The organism is Corynebacterium sp. FDAARGOS 1242 (genome assembly GCF_016889985.1).
GTDB classification, from domain to species: Bacteria; Actinomycetota; Actinomycetes; order Mycobacteriales; family Mycobacteriaceae; genus Corynebacterium; species Corynebacterium minutissimum_B.
This window is the reverse complement of the sequence record NZ_CP069568.1, coordinates 1,450,031-1,468,330: the sequence shown is the minus strand read 5'-3', so window position 1 is coordinate 1,468,330 and position 18,300 is coordinate 1,450,031. Positions and strand designations below refer to the sequence as shown.

Sequence of the window (18,300 nt, the reverse complement as noted above, 5' to 3'; positions counted from 1 at the left end):
TGCCTGAACCAGGCAGGTTTCCTGGGAGCGTGTTAAGAGCTCAGAAGCTTACGCAACACCACGCTGACCCCGTTGTCTGTGTTAGCGGGTGCGACGATGTCCGCGACCTCTTTGAGTTGTGGGTGAGCATTCTCCATGGCCACAGCTGTGCCCGCAGCCCGAAGCATCTCTAGATCGTTGAGGTAATCGCCGAAGGCCGCGGTGGCGGCGATGGGAACCTCGGAGAGTTCGGCGAGCTTGGTTAATGCGGCGCCCTTATCCACCCCGCGGGCCATGACATCGAGCCATACCTTGCCGGAGACAGCGACGTTATCGTCCGGGACTGCTTGACGGATCGGTCCGTAGACATACGCTTCCGAGCCTGACTCGCAAAAGATAGCGATTTTGATGATGTCGGAGTTAGAGATGGCGGAAAGCTCCGGCACCCAGGTGACTGCCTTGTAGTATTTAGACAACTCAGCGCGAGCGGCGTCCGATACGTCGTCGGCCACGAAGGCAGTCTCCGGAGTACACAGCACCGTGGTGTGTGGTTCGGTGATGGAATCAGCCGCAGCGCGGGCGGCGCGCACTGTTTCCTCCGCAATGGGGAAGGTGGCGATGATGTCCCCGCCGTGCATGACCACCGAGCCATTTTCCGCGATGAAGGTGTCAATGTCAGGGAACATGTCCTTGAGCGTGGCCAGCTGACGGCCTGACGCCGGTACCAGCTCGCAGTGGCGCTCAGCGGCCAGTTTCTGAAGCTCAGAGAAATCAGCGGGAAGCTGGCCGTGGGTATCAAGGAGCGTGCCATCCATGTCGAGGGCAACAAGCTGTGGGAGCACGAAAAGTTACACCGTTTCTGTGGTCTGGTTTGTAGGCTCGGGCACCTCAAAAATGTGGTGGCCGAAAAATGTGTGATATGGAACACTGGTGCGTATGACTACGACTGATCCAGTACTCGTTTCCGTCCGCAACCATACCGGAGTCCTCGAACTCAATCGCCCTAAGGCATTGAACTCGCTGACCCCCGACATGATTGACATCATTCGCCGTTCCCTTGAGGAGTGGGCCAAGGACGACACTATCGAACAGGTCCTGATTCACTCTGCGAGTGAGAAAGCATTCTGCGCCGGCGGTGACGTCCGCCATGCCCGCGAAGGAATAGCGGAGGGCAAGCTCGAAGACGTCGATGCCTTCTTTGCCTCCGAGTACCTCACTAACGGTGATATCGCTGAGTTCCCTAAGCCCTATATTGCCGTGATTGATGGTGTCGTTATGGGCGGTGGCCTTGGTATTTCCCTCCACGGCTCGCACCGCGTGGTGACAGAACGTGCCTTTGCTTCGATGCCGGAGATGAACATTGGTTACGTCACGGATGTAGGCGTGGCTTATGCCGCACAGCGCATGGTGGGCACCCGTGGTGTGGCATCGCCTGGATTGGCTAAGTTCTGGGGCATTTCGGGCTACCGCATGTATGCCGCCGACATGTTGTGGACCGGCGTGGCGACCCACGTGGTGAAGGACGCTTCTGAGCTGATCGAGGCAGCAATCGACCGCGGCATTGATGCCGCCCTTGCGGACCTCGCCTTGCCTGCACCACAGGATCCGGCACCGCTGGAGCAGGTGGCGAAAGATTTGGAAGAGACCTTTGCGCTGCCGACGTGGAAGGAAATTTCTGCTGAATTGGAGACACGCCCCCAAATTGCGGGAGAAGTGAAACGACTCATGGCGGGCGCCTGCCCGGCAGCGATTATTGCGGCCAATGAGCTCTTTGAAGCCGAGGCGAGGTTGGATGATATCCGCGAAGCGCTCCTGTTAGAGCTCAAGCTCGGCATGCACATGTACCGTCGCCCGGATTTCTCCGAGGGCGTGCGCGCAGTCCTCGTTGATAAGACCCAGGACGCGAAGTTCGACCCCGCCACGACCCAGGAGGTCGATCCGGAGGAGTTCCGCGCGATCCTCAACGTTTAAGGAAAAGCTAGAAACCGCGCTGGCGCTGGTACGCGGCGCGGGCGCGCTGCTCGTCTACGCCCGGGGGAACCGCCACGTTGAGCGTGGCCTGCGTGGCGGCCGGGGATGGCGCAGGAAGGCGGAAGGCGGGGGCGTCGGAAAGCGCGAGGCCCAGACGGCCGTCCGGAAGGTGTACCGGCAACAGGGTCCACAGGCCCAGAATAGGCATAGCTAGTTGCGGCAAACGTGCCTGCCGGGCATCCGCAATAGGAAGCCGTGCGCGAAGGAGCTCCGGCACGGCGCGGTCATAAGCGAAGCGCCTCAGATTGCCTGCCGCCTGCGCAGACATGGAGGAGGCGAGTTCGTCAGCCCATGCCCACGTAAAAGTACCGGCAGACTCATCCAGGGTGGCAATCAGGTGTGCTGGAACAGTCAACGAACCGTGCGCTGTGCTCACCAGCGTGCGGGAGGTCCCGGGATCCAGTTCGGCCCTCAAGTTGGGGAAGCGGGCATCGAGGAAAAAGTTGTGCTCAGTGGCAAGGAAGTGAGCATCCGCAAGGATATCCCGCGCGCGAAGTCCCACCTGGCCATTCATTTGGGGAAGGGCAACGATGCGAGAACCCTCAAACTGTGCGAGCGCTTCCGGGTTATTGTCGGGCACATTCATATAGGAAGCGAGCTCAGTGGTGGCGATACGCTCGTCCACGCCGCCTTCGATATCCCCGCTCTTTTCCAGACCAGCGAGCACGGCGCTGGCGGGGTTCGGGTCAAGCTCTGTGAAGTCCACCGCTACGAGTGCTTCAGCATCGCCCTGCGGAACGCGGACGACGGGGCGATCACCTACAAGACGGCGCGCTAGGCCCTTGAGTAGAGCCGTATCGGGCTGGGGGCCGTGGAACTCAGGAAGATCAGCCTGCTGCGCCAAGCCGGTGGCCCAGTGGAACTGGCCATCCTGCATGGACGCTAAGCGCAGACCGTCAAAGTCATGAACGCCGCTGCTGGTGGTGAAACGCACCGTAGCGCGCTGGTCATGCTCAGACTGGTCGGACTCGACGGGGACGAAGTTGACCTCCACATCCGTGATGGGGCCGAGGCGACGGGCAAAGGCGGCGTCGATGCCGGCCTGAATAAACGCGCCGGCGGAGTACAGGTTTCTCGCTGAATCCATGCGTGCTCCTTGACTAGTACGGTTTAGTCCCTGCGGTAGGGGTGTTCAATGGCTTCCTCATAGGCCGTAAGAAGGGCTTGGGTGGATTCTACCCAGGAATACTTCTCCGCCTCGCGTCGGGCGGCTGCCCCCATCTCGGATCGCTGCGAAGGATCACGGAGAAGGCTCACAGCGGCGTCAGCCCACGCTGCGTCGTCAGCATCGGCGTCAATGAGATGGCCGGTGACTCCTTCCTCAATAACAAAGGGGATTCCGCCGGCGCGCGTTCCGATAACGGGAACACCCGACGCGAAGGACTCCAATGCCACGAGACCCAGGGTTTCTGTAGCGGAAGGGAAGAGGAAGACATCACCGACCGCGAAGGCGGCAGCAAGCTCTTCACCGGAAAGGTAGCCGGTAAAGACGGTGTAGGAGGGGTCGAAGCCTTCCTTGAGCTCGTCCAAGAAGGGGCCGTCGCCGACGATGGCGAGGCGGGCGTCGCTAAGCTCAGTGCGCACCAACTGCATGACGTGGTCGAGGCGCTCTAAGTCTTTTTCTTTGGAAACTCGGCCGATGTAAGTCAGCAGTGGCGCATCGGGGTTTCCGCCGGTGAGACGCTCCCGCATCGCCACGGTGGCCCGGGAAGGCTGATACGTTTCCGTATCCACGGCCTTGGGCCATAGCTTTACGTTGCGAATCCCCATGTCACCAGCCTTGTCCACCATGGGACCGGAGGTGCACAGGTTAACTGCTGCCTGGTTGTGCAGGTACTTAAGCGCGGCCTCTGTCAGCGGGCGAGTCCAGCCAATGCCCAGGGCATCGACGTACTCGGGCACGTTGGTGTGGAAGCTGGCCACGAGCGGAACAGCGTCTCGCTGCGCGGCAAAGACGCCGAGTGCCGCGGTCCAAATTGGGTTGACCGCGTGGATGACATCGGGGTCAAAATCCCGGATCTCTTTAAAGAACTTCCACGAGGGCAAGCCAAACTTGATTTCTGGGTAGACCCACAGCGACAAGCTGGGAATGCGGGTGACCTCGAAACCTGCATACGTGGCAGGTGCCTTGCCCGTGGCGAAGATGCGGACCTCGTGGCCCATCGCCGCCAACTGGTCCAGCGTGCGGGTAATGCGGGTGACCACGCCGTCGATTTTGGGCAGGAAAACCTCAGTAACAATCGCGATGCGCATGGAAGGAATGCTTATGCCTGTGCGGTGTCGGTAGCGTCGCTCGCCACGGAGTCAGGAACGCCGGCCTGCTGCTGCTTGGTCCACAGGGATTGCGCTGGAATCTTGGAGCGGTCCACGCGCTCGGCGTACTTGCGGGCCACCTCTTCAACCTCATGGAGCAGGCCTTCCGACAAGGTGGTCGGCTTTAGGCCGAGCTCGAGGAAGGTGTCATTGGTGACGTGAAGTTCATTTTCTGCAGACTCCTTGCGCGGGTTCGGTACGTAAGCTACCTCGGCACCGGAGATTTTCGCCAGCAGCTCCGCCAAGTCGCGCACGCGGTGGGTTTCGGTCATCTGGTTGATGATCTTGACGCGCTCGCCACGAGCGGGTGGATTATTCAGTGCCAGCTCAATGCAGCGCACCATGTCGCGGATATGGATAAAGGCGCGGGTCTGGCCACCAGTTCCGTGCACGGTCAGCGGGTAACCAATACCTGCCTGGATGAGGAAGCGGTTGAGTACTGTGCCGTAATCACCGTCGTAGTCAAAGCGGTTGATCAGGCGTTCATCCTTCTGGGTCTGCTCGGTGTGCGTGCCCCAAATGATGCCCTGGTGGAGGTCGGTAATGCGCAGCTCATCGTTCTTGGCGTAGTAGGCAAAGAGGTGCTGGTCCAGTACCTTCGTCATGTGGTAGACCGAGCCCGGATTGGAGGGGTAGAGGATCTGCTGCTCGACGATGCCGTTCTCACCAGCATCGACCTGCACATCCAGGTAGCCCTCCGGAATCTTCATGCCTGCGGTGCCGTAGCCGTACACGCCCATGGTGCCCAAGTGTGCGACGTGGATATCCTGCTCAGATTCCACGATGGCGGCAAGCAGGTTATGGGTAGCGTTGATGTTGTTATCCACCGTGTAGCGCTTGGTGCGTGAATTCTTCATGGAATAAGGAGCAGCGCGCTGCTCAGCGAAGTGGACAACGGCATCTGGGCGCTCCGTGGTGAGGAACTCCAGCAGGCCGTCATAGTCCTGAGCTACGTCGAGGTTGCAGAATCCAATGGTCTTGCCGGAGACCTCAGTCCATGCGGTCAAGCGCTCTTCGATGGACACGATGGGAGTGAGCGATTCTGCGCCGAGTTCCTCATCGATAGCGCGGCGGGAAAGGTTGTCCACGATGATGACCTCGTGGCCCTGATCGGAGAGATAAAGTGAGGCTGGCCAGCCGCAAAAACCATCGCCGCCGAGAATCGCTACCTTCATGTTTTCTCTCTCCACATCATGATTGGGGGCATTACCTATGGTGCCGCCGTCGACGGAGAACCCGGCGCGGCGGCACACACTTTTATCCACCTTACCGTTGACAGCGTTCACGCGGAGGGCATGCTGGGTAAACAGTGAGTGAATGTTTCCTAAGGCTGCACGATGACGTAGCAGGGAGACGACTGCTAGTAAACTAGCCCGCATGCTTGAAGCCGTGCTCAATGCCTTCGCCGATTCTGTCAACGCCCTGCTTATCGGCATCCTCGTGGCCATTGGCATCATGCTTCCGCGAAGTAGTTACCGCAAGATTGCTGCGCTTGTCATCGTCGGCGATTGGTTCGGTGTGCTCACCGCTGCCGCCGTGGTCATGTTCGTTTTCGTGGGGATTCAAGACAAAGTGGCCGCCGCCTTGGAGTCTCCGGTGATTGGCTGGGGCCTCATCGTCATAGGCGTGGGCCTCGGTGTGCTGGCGTGGCGCTCGAAGGGCGAGCCCAACGATATGGTTCAAAAGCTCCTCGGCCCGCTGCGTACGCCCTCGCCTAAGACCGTTGCGGTGGGCTTCCTTATGGGAGTCATCCAGTCGCTGACCTCCGTGCCCTTCTTCTATGGCCTCATGCACCTAGCAGCCGGGGATTTCAGTAATACCGTGAAATATGGCGGCCTTTTCTTCTATGCCAGCTTCGCGCTTTCCTTGCCTACCGTGTGCGGGCTCTTCATTGCGCTCGTGCGTGCCAAACCTCATTCCTGGGCTGGTCGGGCTTTCGCGTGGGCGCGGGAGAACTCAGCCGCCGTTGCGCTGTGGAGCGGCTATGGCGTGGCTGCCTTCTTGGTAATTATGGGGCTCGTCGCTCTGCTCTAGCACTTTAGCCTTGAGAACGTTCGATTAGGGGTTTAGCTCGCGGCCTTAGCTTGCGGAGTGGAACTGCCCTAGTTGCCAAAGATCTGGTCAGATCCCGCGGCGAGTTCAAGAGTTTTGGCAACAACGGCAGTTTGAAACAGTCTTGGCGCTAGTCGTAGAGGACTTCGTCGAGGGGGAGGGCGTCGCCAAGCAGCGCCTGATTCTTAGCAATGTCGACGTAGCGCGCGGCGTGCGGGATGAAGGCGGCGGATTCCTCCGAGCTCAACTCACGGCGCACCTTGGCGGGTACCCCAGCAGCTAGGGTGCCGGCGGGAATATTCTGGCCTTCCAGCACCACCGCGCCGGCGGCGACGAGAGAGCCTGGGCCCACGGTGGAGCCCGAGAGTAGGGATGCCTTCATCCCAACGAGCGTGCCCGCGCCCACGTGCGTGCCATGGAGCATGGCCATGTGTCCTACGGTGACGTCATCCTCGAGCACACAAGGTTTAGTTGCTTCAACGTGGATGACGCAGTTGTCCTGGATATTGGCGCGCGCCCCAAGGCGGATGGAACCGACGTCCCCGCGTAGCACGCTGCCATAGAACACAGAAGAATCTGGCCCGATGGTGACATCACCAATGATGGTGGCATTCGGTGCAATCCAGGCGCTGCGGTGAATACGCGGGGTCTTGCCTTGGAACGGGAGGATGAGCATGTTTTAGACTCCTTCAATCGCTATGGCCAGGGCCGTTGAGATTTCATAATCTCCAGGCTCCGGGCTGAGGGTTTTAAGAAGATCGAGCTCATCAGGCGAGAGCGGGATAACCCAGCCCTTCTTCGGATCATGCACTGGGCGTTCCTGCGCAGTCGTGGGGGACAGGTACACGGTAGTGTGTGGACCGCGCAGTTGGACGGCTTCGCCAGCACGAGCCACTTCTGCCAGCACCTTAGCGCCGGATGGGGACGTCTCCACGATGATGAGTCCGTCCGCCGTGTGCACGGCAAGGCGGTCCAGCTCTACCTCAACGGCATGCGGATCGGGGGAGGCCAAACGCGCGCCGGGGGAGCTGACAAGATTCTTCAGTGCGGAAAAGAGACCCATGGCGCGATCCTAGCCTGCGGGTACCATCGGGCACTGTGATTGACGCGAAAGATACAGCACTCGTCATTGAAGGTGGCGGCATGCGCAATTCCTATACTGCGGCATGCATCGTCAAACTACTTCAGGAGGAGGTGGAATTCGGCTGGGTCGGTGGTGTTTCCGCAGGCTCGTCGCACACCGTTAATTTCCTCTCCCGCGACGTGATTCGCTCCGAAGAATCCTTCGTAGACTTTGCCAAGAACCCCAGCTTCGGTGGTCTAGGTTCTCTACTGCGCGGCAATGGTTATTTCAACGCCGAATACATCTATGAGAAGTCGGCCGACAAAGATATGCCCTTCGATTGGGAGACCTTTGAAGCCAATCCAGCACAAATGTGTATTTCGGCTGCTCGAGCCGACACTGGGGAAAGCGTCTATTGGGGACGTGAGGATGTCGCGACCCTAGATGATCTCATGGTGCGCGTGCGAGCTTCTTCGACGCTGCCACTCATCATGCCGATGCGTGTCATCGATGGCGCACCTTATGTGGACGGGGCCATGGGTGAATCTGGCGGCATCCTCATTGAACAGGCCGAAAAAGCGGGGTTTGAGAAGTTTCTTTTTCTCGGCTCCAAGCCACGCGGCTATGTGCGCCCCAAAGTCAGCCGTCCCACGGCGCTGAGCCGCTTCTTCCGCAAGTACCCAGCCGTGGCAGAAGCTATGATCGAGCGTCCACCGAAGTACAACCGCTCCAAAGACCGTCTCCTTGAATTGGAAAAGGAAGGACGCGCCCAGCTCTTCTTCCCAGAAGATATGCAAGTGACGTCTACCGAACACGATGTGGCTAAGCTACGCTCCAATTTTGAGGCGGGCCGCGCACAGACGTATGCGGAGTGGCCGGCATGGAGGGAATTCCTCACCGCCTAGCCACGTGGAAGTGCCTGCTGTTAGTGATCACCGCGGGCCCACGGGTGTGAAACGTACCTCGTTTGCGGCCGTAGCAACATCCTGGAAAAGCCGATGCGCTGCAAGGATGCGGTTAACGGGTGATTGCAGGAAACGCCTTTCACATGGCTTTTTCTGTGCAGTTTCCTAGAATGACAGACCGTGTTGGCACTATTTGATGGAAATATTTGGCTGAGCATCTTTTTCATTGCTCTGCTCGGCACATTGTTTGGCATGATTCCCTTCGGCCCGCTGCGCTTTGGCGCGGCGGGAACGTTGTTCGTCGGTTTGGCTTTCGGCGCCTTTATTGAGCTCGATGGCGCAATCCTCAGCAGCTTGCAGGAAATGGGCCTTGGTCTCTTTATCTACATGCAGGGTTTGTCTGCCGGTGAGCGATTCTTTAAGGGATTCTCTGAACAGCTCAAGCACATGATCACCGCGGCGATCGCCGTGATTGCGGCCGCGGCTGTAGCGCTGCTTGCCGGCGGATGGCTTGGGTTGTCACCTTTGGCTTCGGTCGGCGTCTTCTCGGGTGCGACGACCTCGACGGCGTCGCTGGCGGTTGCTCAGCAGCAGACGGGCGAAGAGCTACCAGCTGTGGGTTATTCCCTGGGGTATCCGGTCGGCGTTGCGGTGGCCATTCTGCTTGTGGCGATGCTGTTGAAGCAGTCCTGGCCGGGGTCGAAAGACAAGGACAATTCTGCGGAGGAAATCTTTCGCTCCCGTACTATTCGCGTGACGAAGAACATCACCTACGACGAGCTACTGGAACGTTTCGAGGACCAGTTCGTCATCGCCACGATTCGCCGCGGGAATACGAGAACTGTGGCCGGTGACCACCCGGAGATTCGCAAAGGCGATATCCTTCGCGTCCTCGTAACGAAGGCGAAGAAACATGAGCTTACGGCCGCCCTGGGTAAGCGTCAGCCGCAGGTGCCCTTCATAGACAAGCGTCTCGTCATTGAAAACGTCGTGGTGTCGAACTCGGACATTGCAGGCCGCACCATCGAGGAACTTGATCTGTTTAAACGCTACGGTGGCCGCATCATCCGCATCCACCGCGGCGATGAAGAGTTCCTCGCCAGCTTTGACACGCACCTCGACTCTGGTGACCGTGTCGACATCATTGTTGACCAGGACCGTCTGGGCGATATCCGTAATTATTTCGGTAATTCGGTACAGGGCTACTCGCAGCTGAACTGGACCGCAGTAGCTGGCGGCCTGTTCTTGGGCTATCTCTTGGCACTCGTTGTTGTTCCGATGCCGGGCGGTGCGTCCTTCGAACTGGGCTTCGCGCTCGGCCCACTGATTACTGGTCTCATTCTGGGTGCACTACACCGCACGCGACGCGTGCCGTGGAAGGTTCCGGCCTCCATCAACACCGCCTTCCAGCAGTGGGGCCTCGTCATCTTTTTGGCCTCTGTGGGCCTTGCTTCCAGTGATGCGTTCCTCTCCACCGCATTCTCGTGGATGGGGGTGAAGTGCATGCTGCTGGCTGCCATCGTCACTGTGGTTGCCATCGCAATCTTCGCTGTGGCGAACCGCTTCCTTGGGCAGTCGGAGACCCGCACCGCCGGTGGTATCTCCGGTATATTCGGCCAGCCAGCCGTGGTCAACTACGCCACGGGAATGAGCTCTGACTCCCGCATCATGACCGGCTACGCAGCCACGATCGTGGTGGCGCAGATAGTCAAGATTGCGGTTATCCCCATCATGCTGACTTTCTAGTCAGCAACCAGCCATCTAATCCGCCACGAGCGTTTCGATGGTGAGTTCCGGGTGCTCCTTCTCAATGAAGGCCAGCTTCCACTTATCGCCAAACAGGGCGATGAGCTCGCCGTCGGTGCGGGTGAAGATCTCTACGCCGCGCTGGCGGCCCAGCTCTGGTGCGGACTCGGCGTCGGTGCGGCGTGCTACGGAGTAGGGGATGGGTTCGGTGACGGTTGGCACGTTGTATTCGACTTCCATGCGGGCCTGCATGACCTCGAACTGCATGGGGCCGACGGCGGCCATGACGGGGGCGGCGTCACCGCGGGTATCGTTGCGCAAGATTTGGACGACGCCTTCGGCCGCAAGCTGGTCCAAGCCTTTGCGGAAGGCTTTGTAGTCGCCCAAAGACTTGGCGCGCAGAATCTGGAATGACTCAGGGGCAAACTGCGGCATGGGCTTGAACTGGACCTTCTTGCCCGTATAGATGGTGTCACCCGGTGCCAGGGAACCGGCGTTAACCAAGCCCACGATGTCACCCGGGAAGGCGGAGTCCACGGTGTCGCGGGTACGGCCAAAGACCGTCAAGGCGTATTTCGTGGAGAAGCTGCGGCCGGACTGGGCATGGTTGACCTGCATGCCACGCTCAAACTCGCCGGAGACGACGCGCATGAAAGCCAGGTTATCGCGGTGCTTGCGGTCCATGCCTGCCTGCACCTTGAAGATGACGCCGGAGAATTCATCAGTAACCTCACGAACCTCATCGATGGCAGCTGCACCACCGGAGCCGGCAGCTTCAATGGCCTGAGGATCTGAATCGCGCGAGCGCGGAGCCGGGGCAATGGCGCACAGCGTATCGAGGATCTGGTGAACACCGAAGTTGAGCATGGCGGAAGCGAAAATGAGCGGGGAGGTCACGCACTGTTCAAAGAGCTCTTGGTCGTGCAGGGCGCCGTCGGCGGCCAGCAATTCGGCTTCCTCCACGGCCGTTTCCCAGGCGTCTTCTTCCTTCTCCGCGGCTGCATCAGGCGCGTAGTGTTCCTCTGGGGCAATGGTGGAGCCACCTGCCGTGCGCAGGAAGTGGATGTACTCGTCGGCCTCACCATCATCATTGATGTGGGCGAGACCGCGGAAGTCACCGGCAATGCCGACCGGCCAGTACAGCGGGGTGGGCTGCAGCTGGATTTCGTTGACGATTTCGTCGACAAGCTCCAGCGGCTCACGGCCCACGCGGTCCCACTTGTTGATCACCGTAACAATCGGCAGGCCACGGGCCTTACACACGCGGAAGAGCTTGAGGGTCTGTGGCTCGAGGCCCTTGGCGGCGTCGATAAGCATCACAGCAGCATCCACTGCCGTGAGCACGCGGTACGTATCCTCTGAGAAGTCCGCGTGGCCCGGGGTATCGACGAGGTTGATCATGTAGGGCTCGCCCTCATGGCCCTCCGGAGCGTACTCAAACTGCAGGGCCGAGGACGCGACGGAAATACCGCGGTCCTTTTCCATTTCCATCCAGTCAGACACCGTGGACTTGCGGTTGCCCTTACCGTGCACCGCGCCGGCCTCATTAATGACGTGGGCATGCAGTGCCAGCGCCTCCGTCAGCGTGGACTTACCAGCATCCGGGTGGGCGATGACGGCGAATGTGCGGCGGCGGGAAGCTTCGGAGGCAATACTCATGCGGGTTAGTTTAGCCGCTGGGTGCTACCACTCCACATCGAGCTGGCGGCCCAGATCATCAAAGATGCGACGCGCTACTGAGAGCTTCTTTGCAATTGGGCGCCGCAGTCCTGGCTTGCGCTTGTTGTTGTAGTACTCGCCGGATTCGAAATGGATGCCTGGGGTGCCGGTGAGGAAGAAAGCGAGATTCTCGCCACCCTGATCAGCCGTGCCGAAGCGCTGGCCCAGAGCACTGGAATACAGCGTGCTCGTCTTGCTCGTCGAGGTTTTCGCAAAACTGGTCTTGAGCACGCCCGGATGGAAGGCCACGGCGGTCAGCCCATGGGAGTCGAAGTAGCGGGTAAGCAGAATATCGCCGAGCTTGGCATTGCCATAGGCGCGCTCCGCGGTGAATTTCTCAAAAGTGTTCGGGTCACCAGGATCAAAGGAGGACATGAGCATGTTTGCTACCGAGGCGGTCTGCACTACCGTCGCGTCGTTGTCTCGCAAGATATCACGCAACAGGGACGTCAGCAGGAAAGGAGCCACAACGTTGACCTGCCACGTCCGCTCAAAACCATCGGCCGTGGCAAAGGGACCATCAAAAATGCCGCCAGCATTGTTGCCCAAGGCATGGATGTTCTCGTACTGGCGTAGCTCCTCCGCGAGGCGACGTACCTGACCCAAAGATTCAAAATCCGCCACGTGATAGTTAGCATCGATTTCCTCAGCCACGGCCTGTGTTTTCTGCGGGTTGCGGCCAACGAGCACGAGCGTGTCCTGTGGGTGACGCTTGTGCAGAATGCGGGCGGCGGAGGCCCCCACTCCGTCTGAGGCGCCAGTAATGACGATGGTCCGTGGATCCAGGTTCGATGAGAAGGCGTGGCTCATACTTCGATAGTCTAGGGCGATCCACGCGGACGCGCGGGTTTACTTTCCGCGCGAATGGATCTCGTTCTGTGCCTTGTTCATTCCCTCGGACACAATGAGGCGCGCGGCTTCCGCAGCGGTGGCGATGGAGCTTTCGAAGGCCGGGGAGGCGTCGACAGGCGCGAGCACCCAATCCGGAATGGAGCTACCTTTGGGCGGGCGGCCAATGCCCACGCGCACACGTAGATAGTCGCGGGTTCCCAGGCGTTCAGTCAGCGATTTCAGACCGTTGTGGCCATTCTCATTGCCGCCTTTCTTGATGCGCACGCTGCCAGCGGGCAAATCGAGCTCATCGTGGATGACAATAATGCGCTCCGCCGGCACCCCTAGTTGTGCAGCCAGGGGCGCAATGGGGTCCCCGGAAAGATTCATGTACGTGTGCGATCGCACGGCCAGAACCTGCGTGCCGTCGACGTCAACGGGCGCGGCGCTGAGCTTGTGTCCCGTGACCGGCTCAAGCACATCACCTGCATCAGCAAGGAGATCATCAACTGCCATGTAGCCCACGTTGTGGCGCGTCGACGCATACTTCGCGCCAGGATTGCCCAAGCCCACGATAAGCCACTCAGCGCTGAGCGCAGCGGGGTCCAGCCCAGCAGCCGGTTGCGGCGACGGTGCAGCGCTGTTGCCGAAAAGGCGGGCAAAGAAGTCACGGATGGAGGACACAACTACTCCCTTCTAGGAAGTTCTTTATTCTGGGACCATGAGTAAGCTTCTTGAGACTATCACTTGCCCGGTTCTACCTGCCCCGATGGCCGGTGGGCCCACCACGCCGGCTCTGGTCCGCGCGGCCGCAGCCGCCGGTTCTTTTAGTGCATTAGGGCTGGGCAGTGCGTCCGTTGAAACTGCCCGGGCAGCCATTAAGGACTGCGCCGGCACGCGCTTTGGTGTCAACCTCTTTTGCCCACAACGCGAGCTCACCGCCACTGAACGGGCTGCCGCGGAAGCCCTCGCAGCAGAAGAAAATGCCGTGCTTGGCGACGTCCCCCTCACCTTCGGCTGGCAGGAGAAACTTACCGCCGCGCTGGACGGCGGGGCAGCAGTGTTGTGGTCCATGTTCGGCGTCTTCAGCGACGCCGAAGTTCAGCGCATCCACTCCTCCGGCGCGGAAGCGTGGACCACGGTAACCACTCCGGAGGAAGCTCTCGTCGCCGCTGCCCGCGGCGTCGACGTGTTGTGCGTGCAGGGCCCAGAAGCCGGTGGGCACCGCGGCGTGTGGGACCCAGCTGCTGAACCAGATCAGCGCCCGTTGGCCGAACTGGTAGCCGCCGTTCACCAGGTTACGGAACGTCCACTTATAGCTGCAGGAGGTGTGCGCACCGCTGCGGATGTTGCTGAAGCCCTCTCTTGGCCTGGCGTGGCTGCGGTCAGCTGCGGCTCGGCTTTCCTGCTGAGTGACGAAGCTGGTACAAGCGAACACAACCGTGCGTTGCTTCGACGTGGTGGGCCCACCGTGTCCACACGTGCGTTTTCAGGGCGCTACGCCCGGGGACTCGAAACGGAGTACACCCGTACCCATCCCGACCTGCCCTTGGTGTATCCCTATCTCAACGCGTTGTTGAAGCCGCGCCGCGCCCGCCATGACGAGGAGGTCGGATACTGCCTCGTCGGGACCGCCGTAGAGAAACTGGGCGGGGGTAGTGTGGCGCAAATCCTCGCGCAACTATGCCCAAACGGACATCTTTAACAGTTAATATTTACGGTTGGATAGAGAAGTACACCCCTCTTTGAGAAGTAAAGGATACAGAGCACGTGACTGCAAACGCGCATATTGGGCACGAGGACTGGAACGAACGTCTGGAGCTGGCCCAGGAGATGATCCCGCTCATCCACCAGCTGCACCGCAATAACAACGTCGTGACCTCCATTTACGGTCGCATGCTTATCGGCGTGACCGATATTGACATCATCAAGGCTCACCGTTACGCCCGCCGCATTGCTGAGCGTGAGCTCTCCACCGCTGAGACTCTGCCCATCCTCAAGGAACTGTGCACGATGAACCTGGGCACCGCCTCGATTGACCTGGGCCGCTTGGTCATGGGCTTTGAGGAGTCTGGTTCCGATAATCTGCGGAACTACCTGGAGGAGACCTTGGTCGACCTCGTCGGTGCAGGCGTGGATAAGGAATCCACTGACGTCGTGCTCTACGGCTTCGGCCGCATTGGCCGCCTGCTGGCCCGCATCCTTATTGCCCGCGAAGCTGCCTACGGCGGCGTGCGCCTGCGCGCCATCGTTGTTCGCAAGAAGGGCGACATTGACATTCTCAAGCGCGCCTCCCTCCTGCGCCGCGATTCGGTCCACGGTGCCTTCAACGGCTCCATTGCTGTGGATGAGGAGAATGAGGTCATCTGGGCCAATGGCACCAAGATTCAGATGATTTACGCCAACAACCCGGCAGAAATCGATTACACCCAGTACGGTATCGACAATGCCATTGTCGTCGACAACACCGGTGTCTGGCGTGACCGCGACGGCCTATCCCAGCACCTGCAGTCCAAGGGTGTGGCTCGCGTGCTGCTTACTGCCCCGGGCAAGGGTGACCTCAAGAACATCGTGTACGGCATCAACCAGGGGGACATCGAGGAGTCTGACCAGATTCTCTCCGCCGCATCCTGCACCACCAACGGCATTACCCCGGTGCTCAAGGTCATCAATGACCGCTACGGTGTGGTTCACGGCCACGTGGAAACCGCGCACTCCTTTACCAATGACCAGAACCTCATCGACAACTTCCACAAGGGTGATCGCCGCGGCCGCGCAGCGGGCCTGAACATGGTCCTCACCGAAACCGGTGCGGCCAAGGCCGTGTCTAAGGCCCTGCCGGAGTTCGAGGGCAAGCTCACCGGCAACGCCATCCGTGTTCCTACCCCGGACGTGTCCATGGCTGTGCTCAACCTGGAGCTGGAAAAGGAAGTCGACCGCGACGAGGTCAACGACTTCCTGCGCAATGTTTCTCTGCACTCTGACTTGCGCCAGCAGATTTCCTACGTTGCTTCCCCTGAGGTTGTGTCCTCCGACTTCGTCGGCTCTACCCACGCTGGTGTCGTTGATGGTCTGGCGACCATCGCCTCCGGCAAGCACCTCGTGCTCTACGTCTGGTACGACAACGAGTTCGGCTACTCCAACCAGGTCATCCGCATTGTAGAGGACATCGCCGGTGCTCGCCCGGTGGTGTACCCGAAGCGCGTTGACGTCTCTGAGCTCTAAACGCTAGAAATACGAACACCGCCCGCGCTGCATGGCGCGGGCGGTGTTGCTGTTTTAGGGTCCTGCTCGGTCTGCGACCTAGCTTTGCCAGGATGCTTCAAACGCGCAACTGCCCGATCTGCCAAAAGTACGGGCCAAGATCGAAAAATCTAGACTGCTTTTGTCAGATTCGTCAGTTTTAGCGGGGAGACAGCGCACGCGTGTGGAGCAGACGCCGTGCAAGCAAAACGGCAATCACACAGAGCACCGCAGTCAGGGCCACAGCGATGGCATAACGCATAGGTGAGAGCGCAATCAAGGGCCAAGCCGGGAAGGCAAGGAGCCAGAGGCCGGTTTCTGCCAAGACATCGCCGCCTAACGTGATGGAGACGATCGTGCCTACGATGGTGAGGGCGATAGCACTCACAATGCCGAGGCGAATCATCAGAATGAGTGACACAGCCGCGATGACAAAGCCCACCCCAACTGAAAGGGGGAATGCCGAAATCTGGGCAGTGACATCGCTACCTGCGAGTGCACTGGCCAGGTAAGCGGCAGCGCATACCGCCACGATGATGCACAGGAACCAGAGGAGAATCCCGGATGCGCCGAACCGTGTTTCCATATGTACCAACGGCCATGATCCAGCTACACGGGGCCAAACGAGGACCGGCAAGATACCTGTGCCGACCGGTAGCAGAAAGAAGTGAAAGAAGCCTTCGACGTAGTTAGCGGGATAAAGCAGTGCTACGAAACCGAGCGTGAAAACGCTGAGCAACAGGCAAGAGAACACCGCTGGGCTAAAAGCCGCATGGTGCAGCCCCAACAATGTGGACCACGGCGAGGACTGCGCTGCGGCACGGGAATGCTCCGTTGGTTTCCATGGTTGGGCTTCTTCCACGGTGGCATTAGTTCGCGTCACCGTAGACTGTGTGAAGGCGAAACGCAGCGGGAATACTGGCCGGTATCGACGCGGCGTGTAGACCGCGGCTAATGACCCAAGCACGGCGAGGATGACACACAATATGAGAGCTGGAAATGGACTGCTGGTCAATAGTGGGTCGTTTGGCTCAAGGGGCACCGAGTTCTGATGAATACGCAGTGCGGGCAGAAGAAGCCGTTGCGGCCATGCTGGTAGAAAGGCCCACCACCTGCCTGTTTCGACAGTGCTCGGAAGAATGCTGACAAGCTGCCACAGAACCGCTGCCACGAGTGCTAATGCGAAGCCCAGTCGACGGGTACAGGCCGCGGAAAGTCCGGCAATGCCAAGCGCGCCAAGGAAGGAGCAGAGCCCAGCTACGAGGATAAGTTCATGATTCTCGCGCCCCTGGGCAGCGACAACGAACCAGGAAACACCAAAGTTCAGAATATGGAAGACCGCAAGGCTGACAATGACGACGATAAAGCGGGCAGCATTCTCGAGACGCGGGTTGAGGTTTCTCCATTGCGTTCCGCCGCTGCGAGTGATGGTCTCGCGGCGTTCTGGAATGGCAGCGAACAGCCCAATAAGAGGGGCATACATTCCGGTAACAAACAAGGACTGCCAAGCCAAGACGCCCGTGGCATCAGTGTGTGCTGAGGCCATTGATGAGAAAATGATTGTCATGATGACCAGCGGTAGTGCCAGCAAAGGCAACCACTGTAAGGTACTTCCGCGGCTGCGTAGTAGTTCTGCAGAAAGGTAACTCGGGCGAGGTGCTGTGGTGTGCTTAGTCACGTGATTCCCCTTCCCGAGAGATAGATGCTTGGGAGGCACGGCTCGGTGACGTGAGCCGGAAGAATTCCTCTTCCAACTGGCCACGGGGTGCTAGCTCGTGTAGGGAACCGGAATATCGAATCGTGCCCTCGGCCAAGACCGTGATGTCATGTGCAAGATGCAGAACTTCACCAAGCTGGTGGGAGCTGACGATAACGGTGTGCCCAGCCGCGGCCAGTTGCTGTAGCAGCTTTCGCAATTCCATGATGCCTTGGGGATCGAGGCCATTCTGAGGCTCATCAAGGACAAGAATCTCTGGATCACCGAGGAGTGCTTGTGCCAAAGCCAAGCGTGCTTTCATACCGGTGGAAAAGGATTTCGCCTTCTTGGCGCCAACGCCGCGGAGCCCAGCGATGGAGAGGACGCGGTCAATCTCAGAGTCAGGAAGCCCCAGCAGCCGGGCATGAACACGAAGATTTGCCTCGGCGGACAGATGGCCATAAAAAGCCGGTCCGTTGACTGAAGCACCAATCTGGCGAAGCACATCGCGTGTCCATGGTTGGCCAGCCACGCTCATGGAGCCAGAGTCAGCCGGCACGAGGCCTAAAAGAATGGAAAAGAGTGTTGATTTTCCTGCCCCGTTGCGTCCGAGGAGCGCATGCACGCGGCCAGGAGTGATACGGAAAGAGAGGCCATCGAGGACTCGTTGCTGACCAAAAGTCTTCGTGATGTTCTCAAAAGAGATGTCGCAATTCATAGGT

General features: G+C 59.5%; 17 protein-coding genes. 6 read left to right on the top strand and 11 right to left on the bottom strand.

Translation table 11 applies throughout. The features are described 5' to 3' along the window. Positions 1-32: 32 nt before the first annotated feature. A complete protein-coding gene (locus tag I6J72_RS06985; RefSeq protein ID WP_370552133.1) occupies positions 33-821 on the bottom strand; it encodes an HAD family hydrolase in 789 nt (262 codons plus the stop codon). Between the two features lie 94 nt (positions 822-915). Here I6J72_RS06985 and I6J72_RS06980 point away from each other — a divergent pair, with 94 nt between their 5' ends. Continuing rightward, positions 916-1,950 (top strand): 3-hydroxyisobutyryl-CoA hydrolase, encoded by a 1,035-nt coding sequence (locus I6J72_RS06980; RefSeq protein WP_204098675.1) that lies wholly within the window; start codon positions 916-918, stop codon positions 1,948-1,950. A 7-nt stretch (positions 1,951-1,957) separates the two neighbouring features. Here the strand turns inward: I6J72_RS06980 and I6J72_RS06975 are convergent, their stop codons facing one another. From I6J72_RS06975 to I6J72_RS06965, 3 genes are read right to left on the bottom strand one after another with little or no spacing between them, the layout of a single operon-like run. Next, a complete protein-coding gene (locus tag I6J72_RS06975) occupies positions 1,958-3,097 on the bottom strand; it encodes a DUF6882 domain-containing protein (RefSeq protein WP_204098674.1) in 1,140 nt (379 codons plus the stop codon). A gap of 23 nt (positions 3,098-3,120) precedes the next feature. After that, positions 3,121-4,263, bottom strand: coding sequence for a glycosyltransferase family 1 protein (locus tag I6J72_RS06970; RefSeq protein ID WP_204098673.1), 1,143 nt, complete (start codon positions 4,261-4,263; stop codon positions 3,121-3,123). Positions 4,264-4,274: 11 nt separating this feature from the next. Beyond that, the gene (locus tag I6J72_RS06965) at positions 4,275-5,498 is read right to left on the bottom strand and encodes an NAD-dependent epimerase/dehydratase family protein (RefSeq protein ID WP_204100471.1); all 1,224 of its coding nucleotides are present in this window, start codon (positions 5,496-5,498) and stop codon (positions 4,275-4,277) included. A 202-nt stretch (positions 5,499-5,700) separates the two neighbouring features. On the opposite strand from I6J72_RS06965, the gene I6J72_RS06960 reads away from it, so the two are divergent. Next, positions 5,701-6,357, top strand: a complete 657-nt coding sequence (locus I6J72_RS06960) for a hypothetical protein (protein WP_204098672.1) — start codon at positions 5,701-5,703, stop codon at positions 6,355-6,357. Positions 6,358-6,505: 148 nt separating this feature from the next. On the opposite strand, the gene I6J72_RS06955 is transcribed toward I6J72_RS06960, so the two are convergent. Both I6J72_RS06955 and I6J72_RS06950 read right to left on the bottom strand, forming a co-directional pair. Further along, positions 6,506-7,051 (bottom strand): gamma carbonic anhydrase family protein, encoded by a 546-nt coding sequence (locus I6J72_RS06955; protein ID WP_204098671.1) that lies wholly within the window; start codon positions 7,049-7,051, stop codon positions 6,506-6,508. Between the two features lie 3 nt (positions 7,052-7,054). Further along, on the bottom strand, positions 7,055-7,438 hold the full coding sequence (locus tag I6J72_RS06950) for a hypothetical protein (protein WP_204098670.1): 384 nt from the start codon (positions 7,436-7,438) through the stop codon (positions 7,055-7,057). A gap of 35 nt (positions 7,439-7,473) precedes the next feature. On the opposite strand from I6J72_RS06950, the gene I6J72_RS06945 reads away from it, so the two are divergent. Beyond that, positions 7,474-8,343, top strand: a complete 870-nt coding sequence (locus tag I6J72_RS06945) for a patatin family protein (protein ID WP_204098669.1) — start codon at positions 7,474-7,476, stop codon at positions 8,341-8,343. A 180-nt stretch (positions 8,344-8,523) separates the two neighbouring features. Continuing rightward, positions 8,524-10,089 carry a TrkA C-terminal domain-containing protein gene (locus tag I6J72_RS06940; protein WP_115021506.1) on the top strand — a complete coding sequence of 522 codons (1,566 nt, stop codon included), beginning with the start codon at positions 8,524-8,526 and terminating at the stop codon, positions 10,087-10,089. Positions 10,090-10,104: 15 nt separating this feature from the next. On the opposite strand, the gene I6J72_RS06935 is transcribed toward I6J72_RS06940, so the two are convergent. The 3 genes from I6J72_RS06935 to pth are packed head-to-tail and all read right to left on the bottom strand — an operon-like array spanning position 10,105 to position 13,323. Next, positions 10,105-11,748, bottom strand: coding sequence for a peptide chain release factor 3 (locus I6J72_RS06935; protein ID WP_204098668.1), 1,644 nt, complete (start codon positions 11,746-11,748; stop codon positions 10,105-10,107). Between the two features lie 24 nt (positions 11,749-11,772). Then, entirely contained in the window at positions 11,773-12,618 is an 846-nt protein-coding gene (locus I6J72_RS06930; RefSeq protein WP_204098667.1) for an SDR family NAD(P)-dependent oxidoreductase, read from the bottom strand. A 39-nt stretch (positions 12,619-12,657) separates the two neighbouring features. Further along, entirely contained in the window at positions 12,658-13,323 is a 666-nt protein-coding gene (pth, locus tag I6J72_RS06925) for an aminoacyl-tRNA hydrolase (protein ID WP_204098666.1), read from the bottom strand. A gap of 37 nt (positions 13,324-13,360) precedes the next feature. On the opposite strand from pth, the gene I6J72_RS06920 reads away from it, so the two are divergent. Further along, a complete protein-coding gene (locus tag I6J72_RS06920; protein WP_204098665.1) occupies positions 13,361-14,344 on the top strand; it encodes a nitronate monooxygenase in 984 nt (327 codons plus the stop codon). A 65-nt stretch (positions 14,345-14,409) separates the two neighbouring features. Continuing rightward, positions 14,410-15,864 carry a glyceraldehyde-3-phosphate dehydrogenase gene (locus I6J72_RS06915; protein ID WP_204098664.1) on the top strand — a complete coding sequence of 485 codons (1,455 nt, stop codon included), beginning with the start codon at positions 14,410-14,412 and terminating at the stop codon, positions 15,862-15,864. Between the two features lie 178 nt (positions 15,865-16,042). On the opposite strand, the gene I6J72_RS06910 is transcribed toward I6J72_RS06915, so the two are convergent. Both I6J72_RS06910 and I6J72_RS06905 read right to left on the bottom strand, forming a co-directional pair. Next, complete coding sequence (locus I6J72_RS06910) at positions 16,043-17,428, bottom strand: hypothetical protein (protein ID WP_239107226.1); 1,386 nt, start codon at positions 17,426-17,428, stop codon at positions 16,043-16,045. Positions 17,429-17,552: 124 nt separating this feature from the next. Further along, positions 17,553-18,296 carry an ATP-binding cassette domain-containing protein gene (locus tag I6J72_RS06905; RefSeq protein ID WP_039674612.1) on the bottom strand — a complete coding sequence of 248 codons (744 nt, stop codon included), beginning with the start codon at positions 18,294-18,296 and terminating at the stop codon, positions 17,553-17,555. Between the last annotated feature and the right edge of the window lie 4 nt (positions 18,297-18,300).

Bases quoted from the DNA above. Each gene is read 5' to 3' on its own strand.
- I6J72_RS06980 (WP_204098675.1), top strand. From the start codon at position 916: ATGACTACGACTGATCCAGTACTCGTTTCCGTCCGCAACCATACCGGA.
- I6J72_RS06975 (WP_204098674.1), bottom strand. From the start codon at position 3,097: ATGGATTCAGCGAGAAACCTGTACTCCGCCGGCGCGTTTATTCAGGCC.
- I6J72_RS06970 (WP_204098673.1), bottom strand. From the start codon at position 4,263: ATGCGCATCGCGATTGTTACTGAGGTTTTCCTGCCCAAAATCGACGGC.
- I6J72_RS06965 (WP_204100471.1), bottom strand. From the start codon at position 5,498: ATGAAGGTAGCGATTCTCGGCGGCGATGGTTTTTGCGGCTGGCCAGCC.
- I6J72_RS06960 (WP_204098672.1), top strand. From the start codon at position 5,701: ATGCTTGAAGCCGTGCTCAATGCCTTCGCCGATTCTGTCAACGCCCTG.
- I6J72_RS06955 (WP_204098671.1), bottom strand. From the start codon at position 7,051: ATGCTCATCCTCCCGTTCCAAGGCAAGACCCCGCGTATTCACCGCAGC.
- I6J72_RS06950 (WP_204098670.1), bottom strand. From the start codon at position 7,438: ATGGGTCTCTTTTCCGCACTGAAGAATCTTGTCAGCTCCCCCGGCGCG.
- I6J72_RS06935 (WP_204098668.1), bottom strand. From the start codon at position 11,748: ATGAGTATTGCCTCCGAAGCTTCCCGCCGCCGCACATTCGCCGTCATC.
- I6J72_RS06930 (WP_204098667.1), bottom strand. From the start codon at position 12,618: ATGAGCCACGCCTTCTCATCGAACCTGGATCCACGGACCATCGTCATT.
- I6J72_RS06920 (WP_204098665.1), top strand. From the start codon at position 13,361: ATGAGTAAGCTTCTTGAGACTATCACTTGCCCGGTTCTACCTGCCCCG.
- I6J72_RS06910 (WP_239107226.1), bottom strand. From the start codon at position 17,428: ATGGCCTCAGCACACACTGATGCCACGGGCGTCTTGGCTTGGCAGTCC.
- I6J72_RS06905 (WP_039674612.1), bottom strand. From the start codon at position 18,296: ATGAATTGCGACATCTCTTTTGAGAACATCACGAAGACTTTTGGTCAG.